The sequence below is a fragment of the Janthinobacterium silvisoli genome (assembly GCF_014200725.1).
Taxonomy (GTDB): Bacteria; Pseudomonadota; Gammaproteobacteria; order Burkholderiales; family Burkholderiaceae_D; genus Janthinobacterium.
Map to the genome: position 1 here is coordinate 459623 of NZ_JACHCL010000001.1, position 15937 is coordinate 475559.

The window sequence follows — 15937 nt, forward strand, 5'->3', positions numbered from 1 at the left end:
TTGGGCCGGCGGCCCGTTCTTATTACGGTTTATCCAGCTGCTCCAGTATCCGATACGCCACCGTCACCCGTTCCGCGCCGGGATATCCACGGTTAGCCAGGATGACGATGCCCGTCTGCTTGCCCGGGCTGTACAGTACATAAGCGCCAAAGCCGCCCGTCGATCCTGTCTTGTGGATCAGCACATCGGTTTGTGGCGGCAATGGCGGTGTGATGCTGGTGGCGGGATTGCTTTCAAAGACGATTTTGTCATCCACGCTGGTCAGCAGTCCCGGCAATTTTGATGATGCAGGGAATTGCTCCCACACCAAATCCTGTGTCAGTGCCCCTACTTTGAAGTAAGCCGTTTGCGTTGCCCTGACTGCCTCTTGCAAAGGAGCGCCGAATTTAACGAGGCCCAGATTGGCATCGACAAAACGCAGCAAGTCGGAGGCCGTGGTCTTGACGCCATACGCTTCGTCCGCCAGCACGTCGGGATTCACCCGTACAGGCTGATTGCGGCCGTTATAACCCTGGGCGTAATGCTGCATTTGCGCTGGTGGCACGTTGATGTAGCTGTGGGTCATGCCCAGTGCGGGGAATAATTGCTGTTCCATCGCTTGGGCAAAAGTTGTACCCAGGCTGTTGGCGGTGACGATACCCAGCAAGCCTATGCCCAGGTTCGAATAGGTTCGGTGCGTGCCAGCAGCATCGGCAGGTTTCCATTGCTTGAAATACGTCATCAACTGCGCTTCGTTCTTGATTGCATCAGGCACTTGCATGGGGAAGTTGCCGGCCGTGTGCGTGGCCAGGTTGATCAGGCTGACATGATCAAAGCTGCTGCCGCGCAAATATGGCAAGTGCTGGCTGACGCTGTCTGTCAGCGCCAGCTTGCCCTGGGCTTGCGCGTAGGTCGTCAAGGTCACGGCCAGGGTCTTGCTGACCGAACCGATTTCAAACAGGGTGTCATTGTTGACGGTTTGTCCCGTTTCGCGCGAGGCCAGGCCGTAATTGAAAACATAGTGTTTGCCATGGTCCGTAATGGCCACGGCCATGCCCGGCACGCCGTATTGCTTCATCAGCGGCGCAATGAGTTGATCCACCGTCGCTTTCAGCTGTGCTTGCTTTTCCTGCGCCCCCTGCTGTTGCGGCAAGCTCTTGAGAGCGGGCTCAGCAGCATGTACGGCCGATAGCGAGGCGAAGCTAGCCAGCGCCCCCATGATGATGTGGCGAAAATTCATACAAATCCTTTGTGGTGTGGTAAAAAAATGCTTAGAGTGCGTCCAGTTGCGCCGGCAAGCCGCGCAAAAAAGCTTCCTTGGCACGGGGGCCAGCCGAGCTGCCAGGCTGGCTGGCTTCCAGCACCAGGCGGGAAAACACCACCGTGCGCCCGCCCTTGCTGGCCCAGCCGACAAACCAGCCATAGCTGTGTTTCAAGTCATCCTTGCCGTTCGCCAACACAGGCGAAGCGGTGCCCGTCTTGCCGTGGACTTCCCAGCCGTTGGGCAAGACTCCCAAGGAGGTGAGCCTGGACGTCATCTCATACGCGTGGGCTGACACGGGCAGCTGCCGGTTCACCATGCTCCGCAGGAAGGCTACTTGCTCCACTGGCGAGATCTTCAGGCTCGACGCGATCCAGGACATGGTGAGGCCGTTGTTCTTGCTCACGTCGCCCGAGACATCCTGATTGCCGTAATTAAAATTCTTGATATAGCGCTGGAACTGCGGAACGCCCAGCTGCGTAGTCACTTGCTGGGCATACCAGACGGTGGAATTATGTATCCAGCTGGTGGGGTCGGTTGCCACCCGCCAATCGGGATTCCAGGCTGTATAGCCAACCTTGAAAGGCAGGCGCGGCGTATGTTCATCGCGCAGGATGGCGCTGTCGTAGCCCATCAGGCTGACAACGATATTGAAGGTCGAGGCAGGCGTGACGCGCTCATCGCAATGGCCATCGTGCATCAGGCGCTGGCCGCTGCCGGCGTCCACCATTTCGGTGCAGCTAAAGGGAGTGGTGGTAACCACGCTTGATGCCTGCGCTGGCGGAACCACGCGCCATGCCAGCGCAGGTTGCAGCACCAGGCTGCCGCCGGACACGGCTGCAAGGCCAACGATGGCCACGCCTCTGGCCCAGCGGCCGTGCTTGCTACCGGGTTCGCGTATCCAGCCTATACGCGCCGCTACCGTGCTGGCGCTCACGCCACCAAACGCCAGCGCCGCCTGAACCTGGCGATGCTGCAGCCGCAGCTGCGCCACCAGCGCCGCCGCATAGGCGCGGCGTGCCGATGGCGGGCAGCTGGCCAACACATCGCGGTCGCAACCGAGTTCTTGCGCCCAGGCCAGCTCGTTGCGCAGCAAACGCATGAAAGGGTTAAACCACAACAAGGTTTGCAGCAGCAGGCCTACACTCATCCAGTGCAGGTCACGCCGGCGCAAATGCATCAATTCATGTTCGATGATCATTTGCTGTTGTTCAGGCTCAAAACCGCGCAAGTGGCCAGGCAAGAGCAGGTGCGGGCGCAGCAGGCCGAACAGCATGGGAGAAATCGGCGCATCGACTTCGGTAACGGTCAATCCGGCTGGCCATTTGCCGGACACGCCAAATCGTTCATGCAGCGACGTGCCGGCAGCGGCCAGGCCATGCAAGACCCGCCTCGCCTGCCACAAGCGGCCCACGGTGTAGGCTAGCCCCAGCAGATAGGCCAGCAGCCAGGCTTGGGCAAGCAAACTCAGCCAGGAATATTCTTTTACGGTTGCATTGGACTCGGCCGTGGTGCTGGAAGCGTTCGCCCCCGCCCCCGCCTGGTGCGGCGCAGCCGCTTGCGCCAGCAGCGACTCGGGCAACTCGATGGGCGGCGCCAGGCGCAGGCGTTCACTATGCGGCAGCAGGATCACGGCAAAGGTTGCCACCACCGCAATCTGGCTCAACAGCCAGCTGGCGCGCTGCAGGGAAAACACGGGAAAACGGCGGCGGCACAGAGCCATCAAGCCCCATACGACCAGGCCCGTGAGCAGGCAGCCAAAACTTGCCAGCAGAAAACGGAACACCAGGATATTCGATAACATCATTGCGTACTCGATTGCGATACATGTCACTATTGTGTGACAATTGTCACAGCAAGTCAAGAAGCAACTGACGGTGATGCTATCGGACCAGGGCCGGCCGATCCCCTACAGGCCGGGCGACAGTCCGCCATCAACGCGCAGGTTGCTGCCGGTGATGTAGCCTGCCAAGGGGCTGGCGAGAAAAGCGACGGCTGCGGCAATTTCGTCGAGCCGGCCGACGCGGCCCAACGGCACTTGTGCAAAAAGCGGCAGCACGGCCCGTTCAACCTCTTCCCAGGGCGCCTCTTCCTGTGCCAGGCCGCGCTCGGCGGCCACTGCACGGAAACGCGCGTCGAGCGTGGCGCTGTGTATCGTGCCGGGAGACACGGCGTTGACGGTGATGCCGTCAGCCGCGACCGCTTTCGCCATCGACGCCGTCATGGCGTTGATGGCCGCCTTGGCAGCTGAATAGTCGGGGGCGGAAGATGGCGGCATCGTGGCAGCCAGGCTCGAAATATTAATCACGCGCCCCCATCGGGCCCGCCGCATGGCCGGCAATAAGCGGGTGGTGATGCGCAGCGCAGCCAGCACATTACGATCATAGGCAGCCACCCATGATGCCGCCTGCGCAGTGCTCCAGTCCTCCCTGGCGCCGCCCGAGCCGCCGGCGTTGTTGACCACGATATCGATAGGGCCGGCGCATTGTTGCGCAGCCTCAAGCAAGCCTTGTACCTGTGCGTCGTCCGTCAGGTCGCCGGTCACGACCTGGGCGCGGCCGCCTTGGGCGATGATATCTTCGGCAACTTTGTCCGCCTGCTGCCTGTCGCGGCCATGCACGATGACAATCGCCCCCTCCTGCGCCAGTTTCCTGGCGATGGCGGCACCGATGCCTTTGCTGCTGCCGGTGACCAGCGCTTTCTTTCCATCCAATTGCAGATCCATGCTCGTAATCCTTGTAGGTTGCGGTGATTTAACGCATGGTATAGTGAAAAAATGGACCAAAACAGTACGCACTTTTATGTACCCACCGCGACGCCCGTCACGCAGGAGAAACGCGGTATCTGCCTGGGGCCGGATGGTTCGGTAGCGCATGTGACGCGGGTGATACGGATGATACAAGGGCGCTGGAAGCTGCCGATACTCTTCCGGCTTTACGCAGATCCATCGATGCGCACCTTGCAACTGAAACGGGATTTACCGGGTATTTCACAGAAAATGCTCACGCAGCATCTGCGCGAACTGGCCGAGGATGGCTTGGTCGAACGGATTGATTTCGGCGAGAAGCCGCTGCGGGTGGAATATCAAATGTCAGAACGGGGCAGGCAATTGCTGCCCGTCCTGATCGCGGCCCGCAACTTTTCAGTTGCGCACGCCGCCGTTTAAGCTAGGTTTCTAGCTGCGCCGCGCTTCGAGCACGCCGCTGACATCCTTGATCACATTCAAGGCTTTCAGCAATTGCGCCGTCGAGCTGATTTCGGCCGTAAAGGTCATGCGGGCCTGGCCCTTGGCGCTTTGGGTATTGACGCCGATGACGTTGATTTTTTCACGCGAGAAGATCTCGGAAATGTCGCGCAGCAAGCCCTGGCGGTCGCCTGCCAGGATGAAGATGTCGACCGGGTAGACCGTGTCGTGGCCGGCGCTGCCCCATTCCGTGAAGATCACGCGTTCGGGCGCCTTGGCGCGCATTTCCTCGAAATTCTTGCAGGTGGCGCGGTGGATCGAGACGCCCTTGCCGCGCGTCACAAAACCCACGATGCTGTCGGGCGGCGCCGGTTTGCAGCACTTGGCCAGCACCGTCATCAAGCCTTCCGTGCCGACCACCAGCACGCCGGATTTGGCGCCCTGTTCCACGCTGGAGGCACGGCTCTTGCCCAGCAGCACGGCGTCTTCCGGCTCCGCCACTTCGCCATTGTCGTGCAGCGCCTGCTCGACGTGGCGCAGGCTGAATTCATCCTTGCCGACCGACAGGAACAATTCATCGACCTTGCCAAAACCCAGCTTTTGCGCCAGCGCTTCGAGGTTGACGGCTGTCTTGCCTTCGCGCTGCAAGGATTTCTCCACCAGCGCGCGGCCATGGGACAAGGTTTCTTCCATGTCGATCGCGTGGAACCAGGCGCGTATCTTCGAGCGCGTGCGGGTGCTGACGGCGTAGCCTGCGCTGAGCCAGTCGCGCGACGGTCCGGCCGTACCCGGTGCGCCCTTGGCGGTGATGATTTCGCAGGTCTGGCCATTCTTCAGCTGCGTATTTAACGGCACCATGATGCCGTCGACCTTGGCGCCGCGGCAGCGGTGGCCCACGTCGGTATGCAGGTGATACGCAAAATCGACGGGTGTGGCGCCGACTGGCAATTCAAGCACGCGCGCCTGCGGCGTCATCACGAAGATGCGGTCATCCAGGGTAGCGGACTTGAGCTTTTCCACCCACTCGCGCTGGATTTCTTCCTGGCCCACGACGGCGTCGGCCACCTCGGTCTTCCAGGCCAGCAACTGGCGCAGCCAGGCGATCTTTTCGTCGTACTTTTGGCCGGCAAAGTTCGAACCGCCCTCTTCCTTGTAGCGCCAGTGCGCGGCTACGCCGTATTCGGCAAAGCTGTGCATTTCATTGGTGCGGATTTGCACTTCCAGCGGCCGGCCGTCTTCAGCCGTCACCACCGTGTGCAGCGACTGGTAGCCGTTAGGCTTGGGCCGCGAAATATAATCGTCGAATTCTTTCGGGATCGGGGTCCAGATATTGTGCACCACGCCCAGCACCGTGTAGCAAGTCTTGACGTCGGCCACGATCACGCGGAAGGCGCGCACATCGTACAGCGCCGTAAAATCGAGTTCCTTGCCGCGCATCTTGTTCCAGATGCTATAGATATGTTTCGGGCGGCCAAATACTTCGGCCTGGATACCGGCCGAAGCCAGCTCCGTTTGCAAGCGCAAAATTGCCGAGGATACAAAACCCTCGCGCATCATGCGCTTTTCTTCCAGCATCTTGGCGATGCGTTTATACGCTTCCGGCTCGATGAAGCGGAACGACAGGTCTTCAAGCTCCCACTTCAGTTGCCAGATACCAAGGCGGTTCGCCAGCGGTGCGTACAGGTCCAGCGTTTCCTTGCCGTACTCGCGCGTCATTTCGTTGAACAATTTCTGTTCGGCAAAATAACGCAAGGTCGTCACGCAGGCGGCCAGGCGCACCAGCACCACGCGCATGTCGGACGCCATGGCCAGCAACATCTTGCGCAAGGTTTCCACCTGGGCCACGGCTTGCTGCGCCGCATTCTTGCCGCGTCCGCTGCCCGCATGCTGCGTCTGGGTCAGCGCGCGCAAGCGTATCAGCTGGCGCACGCCGGTGGCCAGGTCGCACACCTGCTTGCCGAAACGGGGCTCGATATCGGCCGCCGTATCGGGTTCGATCAGGGTCAGCTCGAACATCAGGCCGGCAATGCGCGTTTCCGCATCGCTGCGCAAAAACGCCAGGGTGGAGGCCACGCCGATGGCAAATTCCAGTGCGGAACGGCCGGCGAAAGTTTGCTTGTCGCCATACGCCTCGGTGGCGTAGACGAGCGCATCGAGCACGCGTGCGCTGTCTGGCGCACTCAAACCCTCTACCAGTTGTTCCGAGGTGCTATTCGGGGCCGAGATGGAAACCATGTAATACCTTTAACTTAACAGCGTAGTAAGCGCGTAGTAACCTAGCGTTCTGCAGCGATGATGACGATTTCAACCAGGCATGCCGGATTGGCCAGTTTCGCTTCGACCGTGGCGCGCGGCGGCGTGTGGCCGGAAGCGACCCAGTCGTCCCACACTTCATTCATGCCTTCAAAGTCTTTCATGTCGGCAATATAAATCTGGCATGACAAAATGCAAGTCTTGTCGCTGCCCGCTTCCATCAGCAAACGGTCAACATGGCCCAGCACTTCACGCGTCTGGCCGACGATGTCTTGCGTGGTGTCTTCGGCGATCTGGCCAGCCAGGTAGACGGTATTGTTGTGGATTGCTACTTCAGACAGGCGTTTGCCTACGTACAGTCGTTTAATTTCCATACTTTTTCTTCCGGTTGTTTCAAAATCTGTATTCAACTGCTTACTTATTTATTTACTTATTCAGCAAAAACTTGCGTGCGATGGCGATCTGGTCGTCATGAATAAAGGTGGGCGCATGGCCAACACCGGCAATTTCCACCAGTTGCGCTTTCGGCCCACGCTGCAGCATGCTCATCGCCGTCTCGTGCGACAGCAAGTCCGATTCGGAGCCGCGCACCAGCAAGGTCGGGCAGCGCACGGCGTCATACGCCGCCCACAGCAGCGCTTCATCGCTGGCCGCCGATTCTGGCGTTGCCGAGCGGAATGGCATTGCCAGTCCCATATCGTAATGGCGGCGCCAGTGACCGTCTTTGTCCTGGCGCAACACATCGGAGGCCAGCTTGTGCCATTCGGCATCCGTGTGCGGACCGAAACTGGCCGACACGTCGCGCACAAACTTGGCGCCCTGCTCGAAGGTTTCAAAACGCAAGTCCTGGCCGATATAGTCGCCGATGCGCTGCAGCGCTTCCGGCGCCAGGGTCGGGCCGATATCGTTCAAGACCAGTTTGCTGATCGGGCTGTTTGGCAAGGACGCCAGGCCCAGGCCGATCAAGCCGCCCATCGAAGTACCGAACCAGTCCACCGTTTGCCGTTCGCCATTGGCCAGCACACGGGCCAGCAAGGTCACCATGTCGCTCACATATTGCGGCACGCGGTAAAACTGCGGGTTGGCCAGCCAGCCGGAACGGCCACGGCCCACCACGTCGGGGCAGATCACGCGGTAATCGCTGGCCAAGGCGCGCGCCAGGCTGTCGAAATCGTCGGCCACGCGCGTGACGCCATGGGCACAGACAAGCACGTTCGGATTGTCGGGCGCGCCCCACTCCTTGTAGGACATGGTATGCAGGCCAGCCGGGGAGATGCACTGGACGGACTTGATGTTCGCTTCGATCATGCCTTCCTTCCTGTAACGCTGGACATAACCTACTGCGCGTCGGTATAGGCGGTCTGCGATGCTCACCACCTCGGCGGCCCCGTACTGAAGTACGGTTCTCAACCACCTCTCCCTTCCGCTCGCTACGGTTTTGCCCAGCGTTTTTGCTTAATTTCAGTGATAAAAAAATAATAAGCCGGCAATTTGCAGGCTGCCCCGCGCGCGACTCTACGGCAGTGTAGCGCAGCGCGGGCAATGCTCCAAGCGGACGGCCAAAATGCTGCATTGCAGCAGCTGCACAGCAGTGAAATACCGGATATATTGAAAGTGCATATCTGCGGTTATCCACAATTGAGCAGGGGCAGCAATGCGCGGATGATCACGCCATCAACCCGCAAGAGGAGACCACTCGTGAAAAAACCATTTTATAAAATCCTGTACGTACAGGTGATATTCGCCATTGTCGTCGGCGTGCTGCTGGGCGTATTTTACCCAGCCAACGCCGTCGACATGAAACCTCTGGGTGATGGCTTCATCAAATTGATCAAGATGATCATTGCTCCGGTGATCTTCTGTACTGTGGTGTCCGGTATTGCCGGCATGCAAGACATCAAGAAAATCGGCCGCGTGGGCGGCAAGGCGCTGTTGTACTTCGAAGTGGTCTCCACCTTCGCTCTGGCAATCGGCTTGCTGGTCGCTAACATCCTGAAACCAGGCGCCGGCTTCAACGCCGACCCTGCCCACCTCGACGTCAAGTCCATCGCGCAATACACGCACGCCGAAGGCTTGAGCACGATCGACTTCCTGATGAATATCATCCCGAAGACGTTCGTCGATGCGTTCGCCAAGGGCGACATCCTGCAAGTGCTGCTGATCGCCATCCTGTTCGGTTTCTCGCTGTCGCTGCTCGGTGAGCGCGGCCGTCCGGTGACCAAGCTGATCGACGAACTGTCGCATGCCATTTTCGGCATGGTCAACATCATCATGAAAGCCGCTCCTATCGGTGCTTTCGGCGCGATGGCCTTCACCATCGGTAAATACGGCCTGCATTCGCTGATCCCGCTGGCTAAACTGATGGGTTCGTTCTACCTGACCTGCGGCCTGTTCGTCTTCGTCGTACTGGGCATCATTGCCCGCTACACCGGCTTCTCGATCGGCCGCTTCCTGCTGTACATCAAGGAAGAACTGCTGATCGTACTGGGCACCAGCTCGTCGGAATCGGCCTTGCCTGCACTGATGAAAAAACTGGAGCGCCTGGGCTGCTCGAAACCAGTGGTTGGCCTGGTGGTCCCTACCGGCTACTCGTTCAACCTGGACGGCACCAACATCTACATGACCATGGCCGCCCTGTTCGTAGCGCAAGCCACCAACACCGACCTGACCATCTGGCAAGAACTGACCATCCTGGGCGTGGCGATGCTGACCTCCAAGGGCGCGTCCGGCATTACCGGCGCCGGCTTTATCACCCTGGCCGCTACCCTGGCCGTGGTGCCGACAATACCAGTGGCCGGCATGGCACTGATCCTGGGCATCGACCGCTTCATGAGCGAATGCCGCGCGCTGACCAACTTCGTCGGCAACGGCGTAGCCACCATCGTGGTATCGAAATGGGAAAAAGAGCTGGACATGGACAAGCTGCGTAGCGAGCTGGCCCATCCAACCTACGCCGCCGATGACGCTTATGTTGCACCGGCCGTCAATACCGTGAAGTAATCTAGTCGCTAGACAAGCAAAGGCCCCGGCAGCAAACGCTGCCGGGGCCTTTTTTTATGGGCGCGGCCGGTGCTTAAAAGCGGCTGCTCAATTGCAAGTACAGGGTACGCGGCTGGGCCACGTATTTGCCTTGGTTATTGTCGTCAAACGAGCGCGTGAAATAGCGATGGTCGAACAGGTTTTTCAGACCCAGACTCAGGCGGAAAGCGGCCGGGCCGCCGTCCAGGTCCACGCTGCCGCGCGCGGCCCATACGCCATAACCGGGGATACGGCCATTGTTGCCGGCCGCACTTTCAAGCAACGTGTTGGCGCTGTCGGCATATTGGCCGCCTTCGAACATGCCATCAAAACTCGCGCTCCATTTGCCAGCCTGGTAAGCGACACCGGCCGTGCCCTTGTGGCGCGGCGAAAACGGTACTTGCTTGCCGAAATTGTCGCCCTCTTCCTTGATGGCAGCATCGACATACGCATAACTGGCGTAGACATTCACGCCGCGCAGGCCAGGCCAAACTTCACCGAAGGCATATTGGGCGCTGCCTTCCAGGCCACGGTGACGCGTCTTGCCGCGCGCATATACGCTGTTCGTTTGCTGGTTGCTTTCATACTGGTTGCTAAAACGGATCAGGAACAGGTCCGCGTCCAGGCGCAAGCCGCCTTGCTGGTAGCGCGTGCCCAATTCCCATGAACGGGCTTTTTCCGGTTCGGCGCCGCCGCTGACGACGGCATTGGCCATCTTGCTGTATTGCACGGTGCCAAACGAGCTGTCGCTGCTGGCGTACAGATTCCACTGCTCGCTCAAGTGATAGATCACGTTCAGCGCGGGCAGCAGCACATTGTAGTCGCCGCCATCGCGCTTGCCCGTCAAGTTATTGTCCTGATGCGAGCGGATGCGTTCATTGCGCAGCCCCGGCGTGATGGTCCAGCTGCCCGCGTCGATGCGGTCATCGATAAAGAAGGCATTGGCGCGCGTGCTGCCCGAGGTGTCGCGGTCGATAGGACTCGCTTGCGTGGGCAAAATGCCGCCCGACTTCAAGCGCCAGTAGCGCAGTTCATGGCTGGTTTCATCGATATAGCGGTGGCCGACACCGATTTCATGCCGCGTGGCGCCCGCACGAAATGCCTGCGAATAACGCGTCTCGATGCCGCGCACCGTGTAGCTGCGCGGCGAGAGGGTCAGATTCTTGCCCTGGTCCAGATAGCCGCTGCGCAAGGTATCCGTATAGAAGGTTTGCACGGTAAACTGGCGCTGGCGGTCCGGCTTGTATTCATACGCCAGGCTGGCCAGGTTGCGGCGGCCCCAGAAATTGTCGTAGGGACGCGTCGATTGATACGGGTCGCGCGCATACGCAGCGGCCGTCAAACCACCCGGCATGTCGGCACGGCCTTCATAGTTTTGCAGCATGGCAGTCAGCGTGCTGGCGCCATCGATGCGGTAGCGGCCTTTCAGGATCACGTCATCGATCTTCGTGTCGCTATGTTCGCGCCAGTCGGCGCCGCGCACGCCACTATATAAAATGGCGCCGCCCAGGCCATTGTCCAGCGTGCCGCCCAGCAAAGCACTGGTATGCGTCTTGATGCTGTCGCTGGACGATGATGGGCTTTGCTCGCCCTGCACACTCACTTCGCCGGTGGCCTTGTCGGGAATTGCGCGCGTGACGAAGTTGACGATGCCGCCCACGTTTTGCGGGCCATAGCGCACGGCGCCGCCACCGCGCACCACGTCCACGGCATCCATATTGCCCATGGAAATGGGGGCAAACGATAGTTGCGGCTGGCCATACGGGGCGAACGGCACCGGGATGCCATCCATCAACACAGTGGAACGGGCGGCCAGACGCGGATTCAAGCCACGCACGCCAAAGTTCAACGCCATGTCGTGGCTGCCCGTGCCATTGTTGGCCGGCGCCAGCACGCCGGGTATGCGGTTGAGCACATCGCGCGCGTCGGTCGCACCCAGCCGTACGAACTCATCCCGCGCCACCACATTGCGCGCGCCACCATGTTCGAACACCGATTGCGCATCGGGCTGGGCCAGCCAGTTCCCCACCACCGTAACGACCGCCATCGATTGCTCGGCCGGCGCAGTTGCCATCATCGCCTGGCGCAGCACATAACTGCCCGGTGCGCGGACCAAGGCTTCCAGGCCGCTGCCGGCCAGCAAATGCTGCAAGCCCTGTTCAGGCGTATAACTGCCTTGCAGGGCCTGCGCTGTCTTGCCATCGGTCAAACTGCCGTTGACGGACAGGCTGATGCCGGCCTCGCCGGCAAAGCGGCTCAAGGAAGTGCTCAAGGGGCCGGCAGGGATCTGATATGCGCGAGCGGCAACTTGCGTGGCGGGAGTATTTGACGCCGGGGCGGCCAAGGCCATGCTGGCTGGCAGCATCAACAGGGCTGCCTGCACGGCAGCGGCCAGGCGGCGCGGAGAGGCAATACGGGAAGGGACAAAATGCATGGATTTCCTTTTCGATCAACACAACAGAGATGGGGCTTTCTCTTGTCTGCCAATCGAAACGCCAAAAGCGGAACCACTTTTTGAATTATTTTTCTGCTGTTCAGGAATCCTGCCGCGCCGACACGCTGACCCACCATGGCAGCGGCCGCCGCACTTGCACGGGCAAGCTTGCTTCCAGCATCGCAAAGATGGCGTCCTGGTCGTCCAGCGGATACGCACCCACCAGGCGCAGTGAGGCCACTTCCGGCGCACAGCCCACATAACCATGGCGGTAACGCGACAATTCAGCCAGGAAGGCGTCGAGGCGCATATTGTCGGCCAGCAGCATCTTGCGCGTCCAGGCGGATGCAGTGGCGTCAACTGGGGCGGGGGTATCGATGTGCCCATCGTCGAAACGGGCGCCCTGCCCCGCAGCAATCACCTTCGCCCCACCACCTAGCGGCGTGATTTCAACCGCGCCCTGCTCCACGCTCAAATACGTCTGCCCTTCCTGCAGGCGCACCTCGAAACGGGTACCCAGCGCACGCAAGCTACCTTGCCCCGTTTGCACCAGCAGGGGCCGCGGTGGCGTTTGCCGATCGGGCGCACTGCTCACGTAGATGCGTCCGCGCCTTAAGATAATTTTGCGCGCCGTAGCGCTGTAAGCAAGTTCGACTTCGCTATCCGTATCGAGGTGCACACTGCTGCCATCGGCCAGCGACAACTGGCGCACCCCGCCAACTGCGCTGCCATACGCGCTATTTGCCAGCGCATTCACTGCCGCAGGCCCTGCATCGCTGCGCCATTGCCACAAGGCCAGCCCACCGACGGCCGCCACCAGCATGGCGGCAAACGCACGCCGCCCCTGCGTGCCGCCGGCGGACAGGGCTGCATGGGCCGGTGCGCCTGGCAGGCGCTGGAATTGTCCGCTGATCATCTGCACCTTTTGCCAGGCAGCCGCATGCGCCGGGTCGGCGTCCAGCCATCGCTGCCACTTGGCATGGTCGGCGGCTCCCGCCTCATTGGAAGCAAGCAAGGCCCACCACTCTGCCGCTTGCTGCAAGATAATGAATTCGGGCCTGGCCGGCATGCTGCGCGTCACCAGCGAACCTCAGACAGCACTGGCCAGGCAATGCAGCATCGCCTGGGCCATGTATTTGCGCACCATGCGTTCGGACACGCCCAGCTCCACGGCGATTTCGCCATACGCGCAACCGTCGAGCTGGTGCATCAAAAAGGCGCGCCTGGCCTTGCCTGGCAAGCGCGCCAGCATGGCGTCGGCCGCGTGCAGCGCTTCCAGTACCAGCATCCGCTCTTCCTGCGAGGGGGCCAGCGCCAGCGGCATGGCCGCCAGGGCATCAAGATACGCGCGCTCGATATCCTGGCGGCGCCAGTGATTGACAGCCAGGCCATGCGCAATCGTGCACAGGTAGGCACGCGGCTGCAAAATGCTCACGCCGGCGCGCGTCGTCAGCACGCGCAAAAAAGTGTCGTGCGCCAGGTCAGCCGCCAGATGGGCCGAACCCAGCTTCAAACGCAGCCACGACAGCAGCCAGCCATGGTGCTCGCCATACAGCCGCCCCACCGTATCGGCGTGCTGAACAGAGTCGGGAAGCATCAAGTCGCTGGCGGGCATCGAAGGGAAGTCGCGCGGCGAGGCACGCTTTAAATGAGAAGTATTCTCATTATCGAGTAAAAACAGGCAGATCGCAAGGCAGATGTGTTAGCTTCAACAACAATGGCAGTGCGCATCATCAATAAATAAGAAACAATGCATCAATAGAACGTTTGATGATCAACCCAGTGAAAATCATTATAGTCTTCATCACTCGCAGTCATGTTGAAGCGCACATAATCGACTTTGCAGCATGACATTGATTTAGCCACTTTTTATATGGAGTCTGCCATGTTCCCTTCCCCTGCTTTCACCGCCACCTGGTCGCCACGCGCACAAGGCTTGCTGCGCATCATCGTTGGTTTCCTGTATCTGCAGCACGGCGCATCCAAGCTGTTTGGCGTGCCGCATGTGGCCATGTTCGATGGTTTGCAATTATTTTCCCTGATGGGCGCGGCCGGCGTGCTGGAACTGGTTGGCGGCAGCTTGCTGTTGCTGGGACTGTTCACGCGCCCGACCGCGTTTTTGCTGTCGGGCCAGATGGCGATCGGTTACTTCATGATGCATGCGCCGCAAGGTTTCTTGCCCATGCTGAACGGCGGCGAATTGGCCGTGCTGTATTGCTTTACCTTCCTTTACTTTGCCACGGCGGGAGGCGGCGCATACAGCCTGGATGGCTTGCGCAGCAAAAGCGTGACAGCATAAAAAAACGGCGCAAGCTCAAGCTTGCGCCGTTTTTATGCGGGTTTGACCTTAAACCGCCGATACGTCCAGCTCGGCGCCCGTGGCCTCCTGAATCTGCTCTTTGGTGACGCCTGGCGCCAGTTCCACCAGCTTCAAGCCTTGCGGCGTGACGTCTATTACACCCAGGTCGCTGATGATGATGTCGACCACGCCCACGCCCGTCAGCGGCAAGTCGCATTGTTTCAGCAGCTTGTGCGAAGTCGTGCCATCCTTGGCGGTGGCCACGTGTTCCATCAGCACCACCACGCGCTTGACGCCGGCCACCAGATCCATCGCGCCGCCCATGCCCTTGACCATCTTGCCTGGAATCATCCAGTTCGCCAGGTCGCCTTTTTCCGACACTTGCATGGCGCCCAGGATGGCCAGGTTGATCTTGCCGCCACGAATCATGCCAAACGAGTCGGCCGAGCTGAAGTAAGCGGAACCCGGCAAGGCCGTCACCGTTTGCTTGCCTGCATTGATCAAGTCGGCATCGACTTCATCGTCGGTGGGAAACGGGCCGATGCCCAGCAAGCCGTTTTCCGACTGCAGGAACACTTCGATATTGTCCGGCACATAGTTGGCCACCAGGGTCGGCAAGCCGATGCCCAGGTTTACATAAAAGCCATCCTGCAATTCCTTCGCTGCTCGCGCAGCCATTTCATCTCTGGTCCAAGCCATGATAATTATCTCCGTCTGTTCTATTTAGTCGGCGCGCACGGTGCGCTGCTCGATGCGTTTTTCCGGGTTCGCGTTGACCACGATGCGGTGCACGAAGATGCTCGGCGTGTGGACGTGGTCCGGGTCGATCTCGCCCACTTCGACCAGCTTTTCCACTTCGACGATGGTGATCTTGCCGGCCATGGCCGCGTTCGGATTGAAGTTGCGGGCCGTCTTGCGGTACACCAGGTTACCGGCGCGGTCGGCCATATAGGCTTTCACCAGCGCCACGTCAGCCACCAGGCTGCGTTCCATCACGTATTGCTCGCCGTCGAATTCACGGATTTCCTTGCCATCGGCAACGATGGTGCCCACGCCCGTCTTGGTAAAGAAGGCGGGAATGCCGGCGCCGCCGGCGCGCAGCTTCTCGGCCAGGGTGCCTTGCGGCGTGAATTCCAGTTCCAGCTCGCCGGCCAGGTACTGGCGTGCAAATTCCTTGTTTTCGCCCACGTAGGAAGCGATCATTTTCTTGATCTGGCGCGTGGTGAGCAATTGGCCAAGGCCGAAGCCGTCCACGCCCGCGTTATTCGAAATGGCCGTCAAGCCCGTCACGCCGGAATCGCGCAAGGCGGCGATCAGGGCTTCGGGGATGCCGCACAGGCCGAAGCCGCCGACGGCGATGGTCTGGCCATCTTGGACGATACCGGCCAGCGCCGAGGCGGCGTCAGGATAAACTTTATTCATGGGTGTCCCTCTATCGTTAAACTTTTGTCTGCAACTTGCAGGCAGCTTGATTACTGCTTTCTATGCCAGTTGTATGGCTGGAGTCTG

General features: G+C 60.1%; 14 protein-coding genes. 3 read left to right on the forward strand and 11 right to left on the reverse strand.

The annotated features are described in order from the left end of the window. Positions 1 to 22 precede the first annotated feature (22 nt). The 3 genes from ampC to HDE75_RS01990 form a co-directional block, all read right to left on the reverse strand. Positions 23 to 1198: a class C beta-lactamase gene (ampC, locus tag HDE75_RS01980; RefSeq protein WP_409254905.1), complete on the reverse strand. Its 1176-nt coding sequence runs from the start codon at positions 1196 to 1198 to the stop codon at positions 23 to 25. A gap of 52 nt (positions 1199 to 1250) precedes the next feature. Beyond that, positions 1251 to 3047: a class D beta-lactamase gene (blaOXA, locus tag HDE75_RS01985; RefSeq protein WP_183676469.1), complete on the reverse strand. Its 1797-nt coding sequence runs from the start codon at positions 3045 to 3047 to the stop codon at positions 1251 to 1253. Between the two features lie 102 nt (positions 3048 to 3149). Then, positions 3150 to 3965, reverse strand: coding sequence for an SDR family NAD(P)-dependent oxidoreductase (locus HDE75_RS01990; RefSeq protein WP_311735052.1), 816 nt, complete (start codon positions 3963 to 3965; stop codon positions 3150 to 3152). Between the two features lie 51 nt (positions 3966 to 4016). Here HDE75_RS01990 and HDE75_RS01995 point away from each other — a divergent pair, with 51 nt between their 5' ends. After that, entirely contained in the window at positions 4017 to 4406 is a 390-nt protein-coding gene (locus HDE75_RS01995; RefSeq protein ID WP_183676467.1) for a winged helix-turn-helix transcriptional regulator, read from the forward strand. Positions 4407 to 4415: 9 nt separating this feature from the next. Here the strand turns inward: HDE75_RS01995 and HDE75_RS02000 are convergent, their stop codons facing one another. The 3 genes from HDE75_RS02000 to HDE75_RS02010 are packed head-to-tail and all read right to left on the reverse strand — an operon-like array spanning position 4416 to position 7985. Beyond that, positions 4416 to 6659 carry a RelA/SpoT family protein gene (locus HDE75_RS02000; RefSeq protein WP_183676466.1) on the reverse strand — a complete coding sequence of 748 codons (2244 nt, stop codon included), beginning with the start codon at positions 6657 to 6659 and terminating at the stop codon, positions 4416 to 4418. Between the two features lie 41 nt (positions 6660 to 6700). Then, on the reverse strand, positions 6701 to 7051 hold the full coding sequence (locus HDE75_RS02005; RefSeq protein WP_183676465.1) for a RidA family protein: 351 nt from the start codon (positions 7049 to 7051) through the stop codon (positions 6701 to 6703). Between the two features lie 52 nt (positions 7052 to 7103). Further along, positions 7104 to 7985 carry an alpha/beta fold hydrolase gene (locus tag HDE75_RS02010; protein ID WP_183676464.1) on the reverse strand — a complete coding sequence of 294 codons (882 nt, stop codon included), beginning with the start codon at positions 7983 to 7985 and terminating at the stop codon, positions 7104 to 7106. Positions 7986 to 8339: 354 nt separating this feature from the next. On the opposite strand from HDE75_RS02010, the gene HDE75_RS02015 reads away from it, so the two are divergent. Beyond that, positions 8340 to 9677 carry a dicarboxylate/amino acid:cation symporter gene (locus HDE75_RS02015; protein ID WP_221291738.1) on the forward strand — a complete coding sequence of 446 codons (1338 nt, stop codon included), beginning with the start codon at positions 8340 to 8342 and terminating at the stop codon, positions 9675 to 9677. Between the two features lie 73 nt (positions 9678 to 9750). Here HDE75_RS02015 and fecA read toward each other — a convergent pair whose 3' ends face one another. The 3 genes from fecA to HDE75_RS02030 all read right to left on the reverse strand — a co-directional run bounded on the left by fecA (position 9751) and on the right by HDE75_RS02030 (position 13726). After that, positions 9751 to 12129, reverse strand: a complete 2379-nt coding sequence (gene fecA / locus HDE75_RS02020) for a TonB-dependent Fe(3+) dicitrate receptor FecA (RefSeq protein WP_311735053.1) — start codon at positions 12127 to 12129, stop codon at positions 9751 to 9753. 100 nt (positions 12130 to 12229) lie between these two features. Beyond that, positions 12230 to 13210: a FecR domain-containing protein gene (locus HDE75_RS02025; protein WP_183676462.1), complete on the reverse strand. Its 981-nt coding sequence runs from the start codon at positions 13208 to 13210 to the stop codon at positions 12230 to 12232. Between the two features lie 9 nt (positions 13211 to 13219). After that, positions 13220 to 13726, reverse strand: a complete 507-nt coding sequence (locus tag HDE75_RS02030) for a sigma-70 family RNA polymerase sigma factor (protein WP_183676461.1) — start codon at positions 13724 to 13726, stop codon at positions 13220 to 13222. Positions 13727 to 14014: 288 nt separating this feature from the next. On the opposite strand from HDE75_RS02030, the gene HDE75_RS02035 reads away from it, so the two are divergent. Next, the gene (locus HDE75_RS02035; protein WP_183676460.1) at positions 14015 to 14428 is read left to right on the forward strand and encodes a DoxX family protein; all 414 of its coding nucleotides are present in this window, start codon (positions 14015 to 14017) and stop codon (positions 14426 to 14428) included. Between the two features lie 48 nt (positions 14429 to 14476). Here HDE75_RS02035 and HDE75_RS02040 read toward each other — a convergent pair whose 3' ends face one another. Both HDE75_RS02040 and HDE75_RS02045 read right to left on the reverse strand, forming a co-directional pair. Beyond that, positions 14477 to 15127, reverse strand: a complete 651-nt coding sequence (locus tag HDE75_RS02040; RefSeq protein WP_183676459.1) for a CoA transferase subunit B — start codon at positions 15125 to 15127, stop codon at positions 14477 to 14479. A 24-nt stretch (positions 15128 to 15151) separates the two neighbouring features. Beyond that, positions 15152 to 15850: a CoA transferase subunit A gene (locus HDE75_RS02045; protein WP_183676458.1), complete on the reverse strand. Its 699-nt coding sequence runs from the start codon at positions 15848 to 15850 to the stop codon at positions 15152 to 15154. Positions 15851 to 15937: the final 87 nt, after the last annotated feature.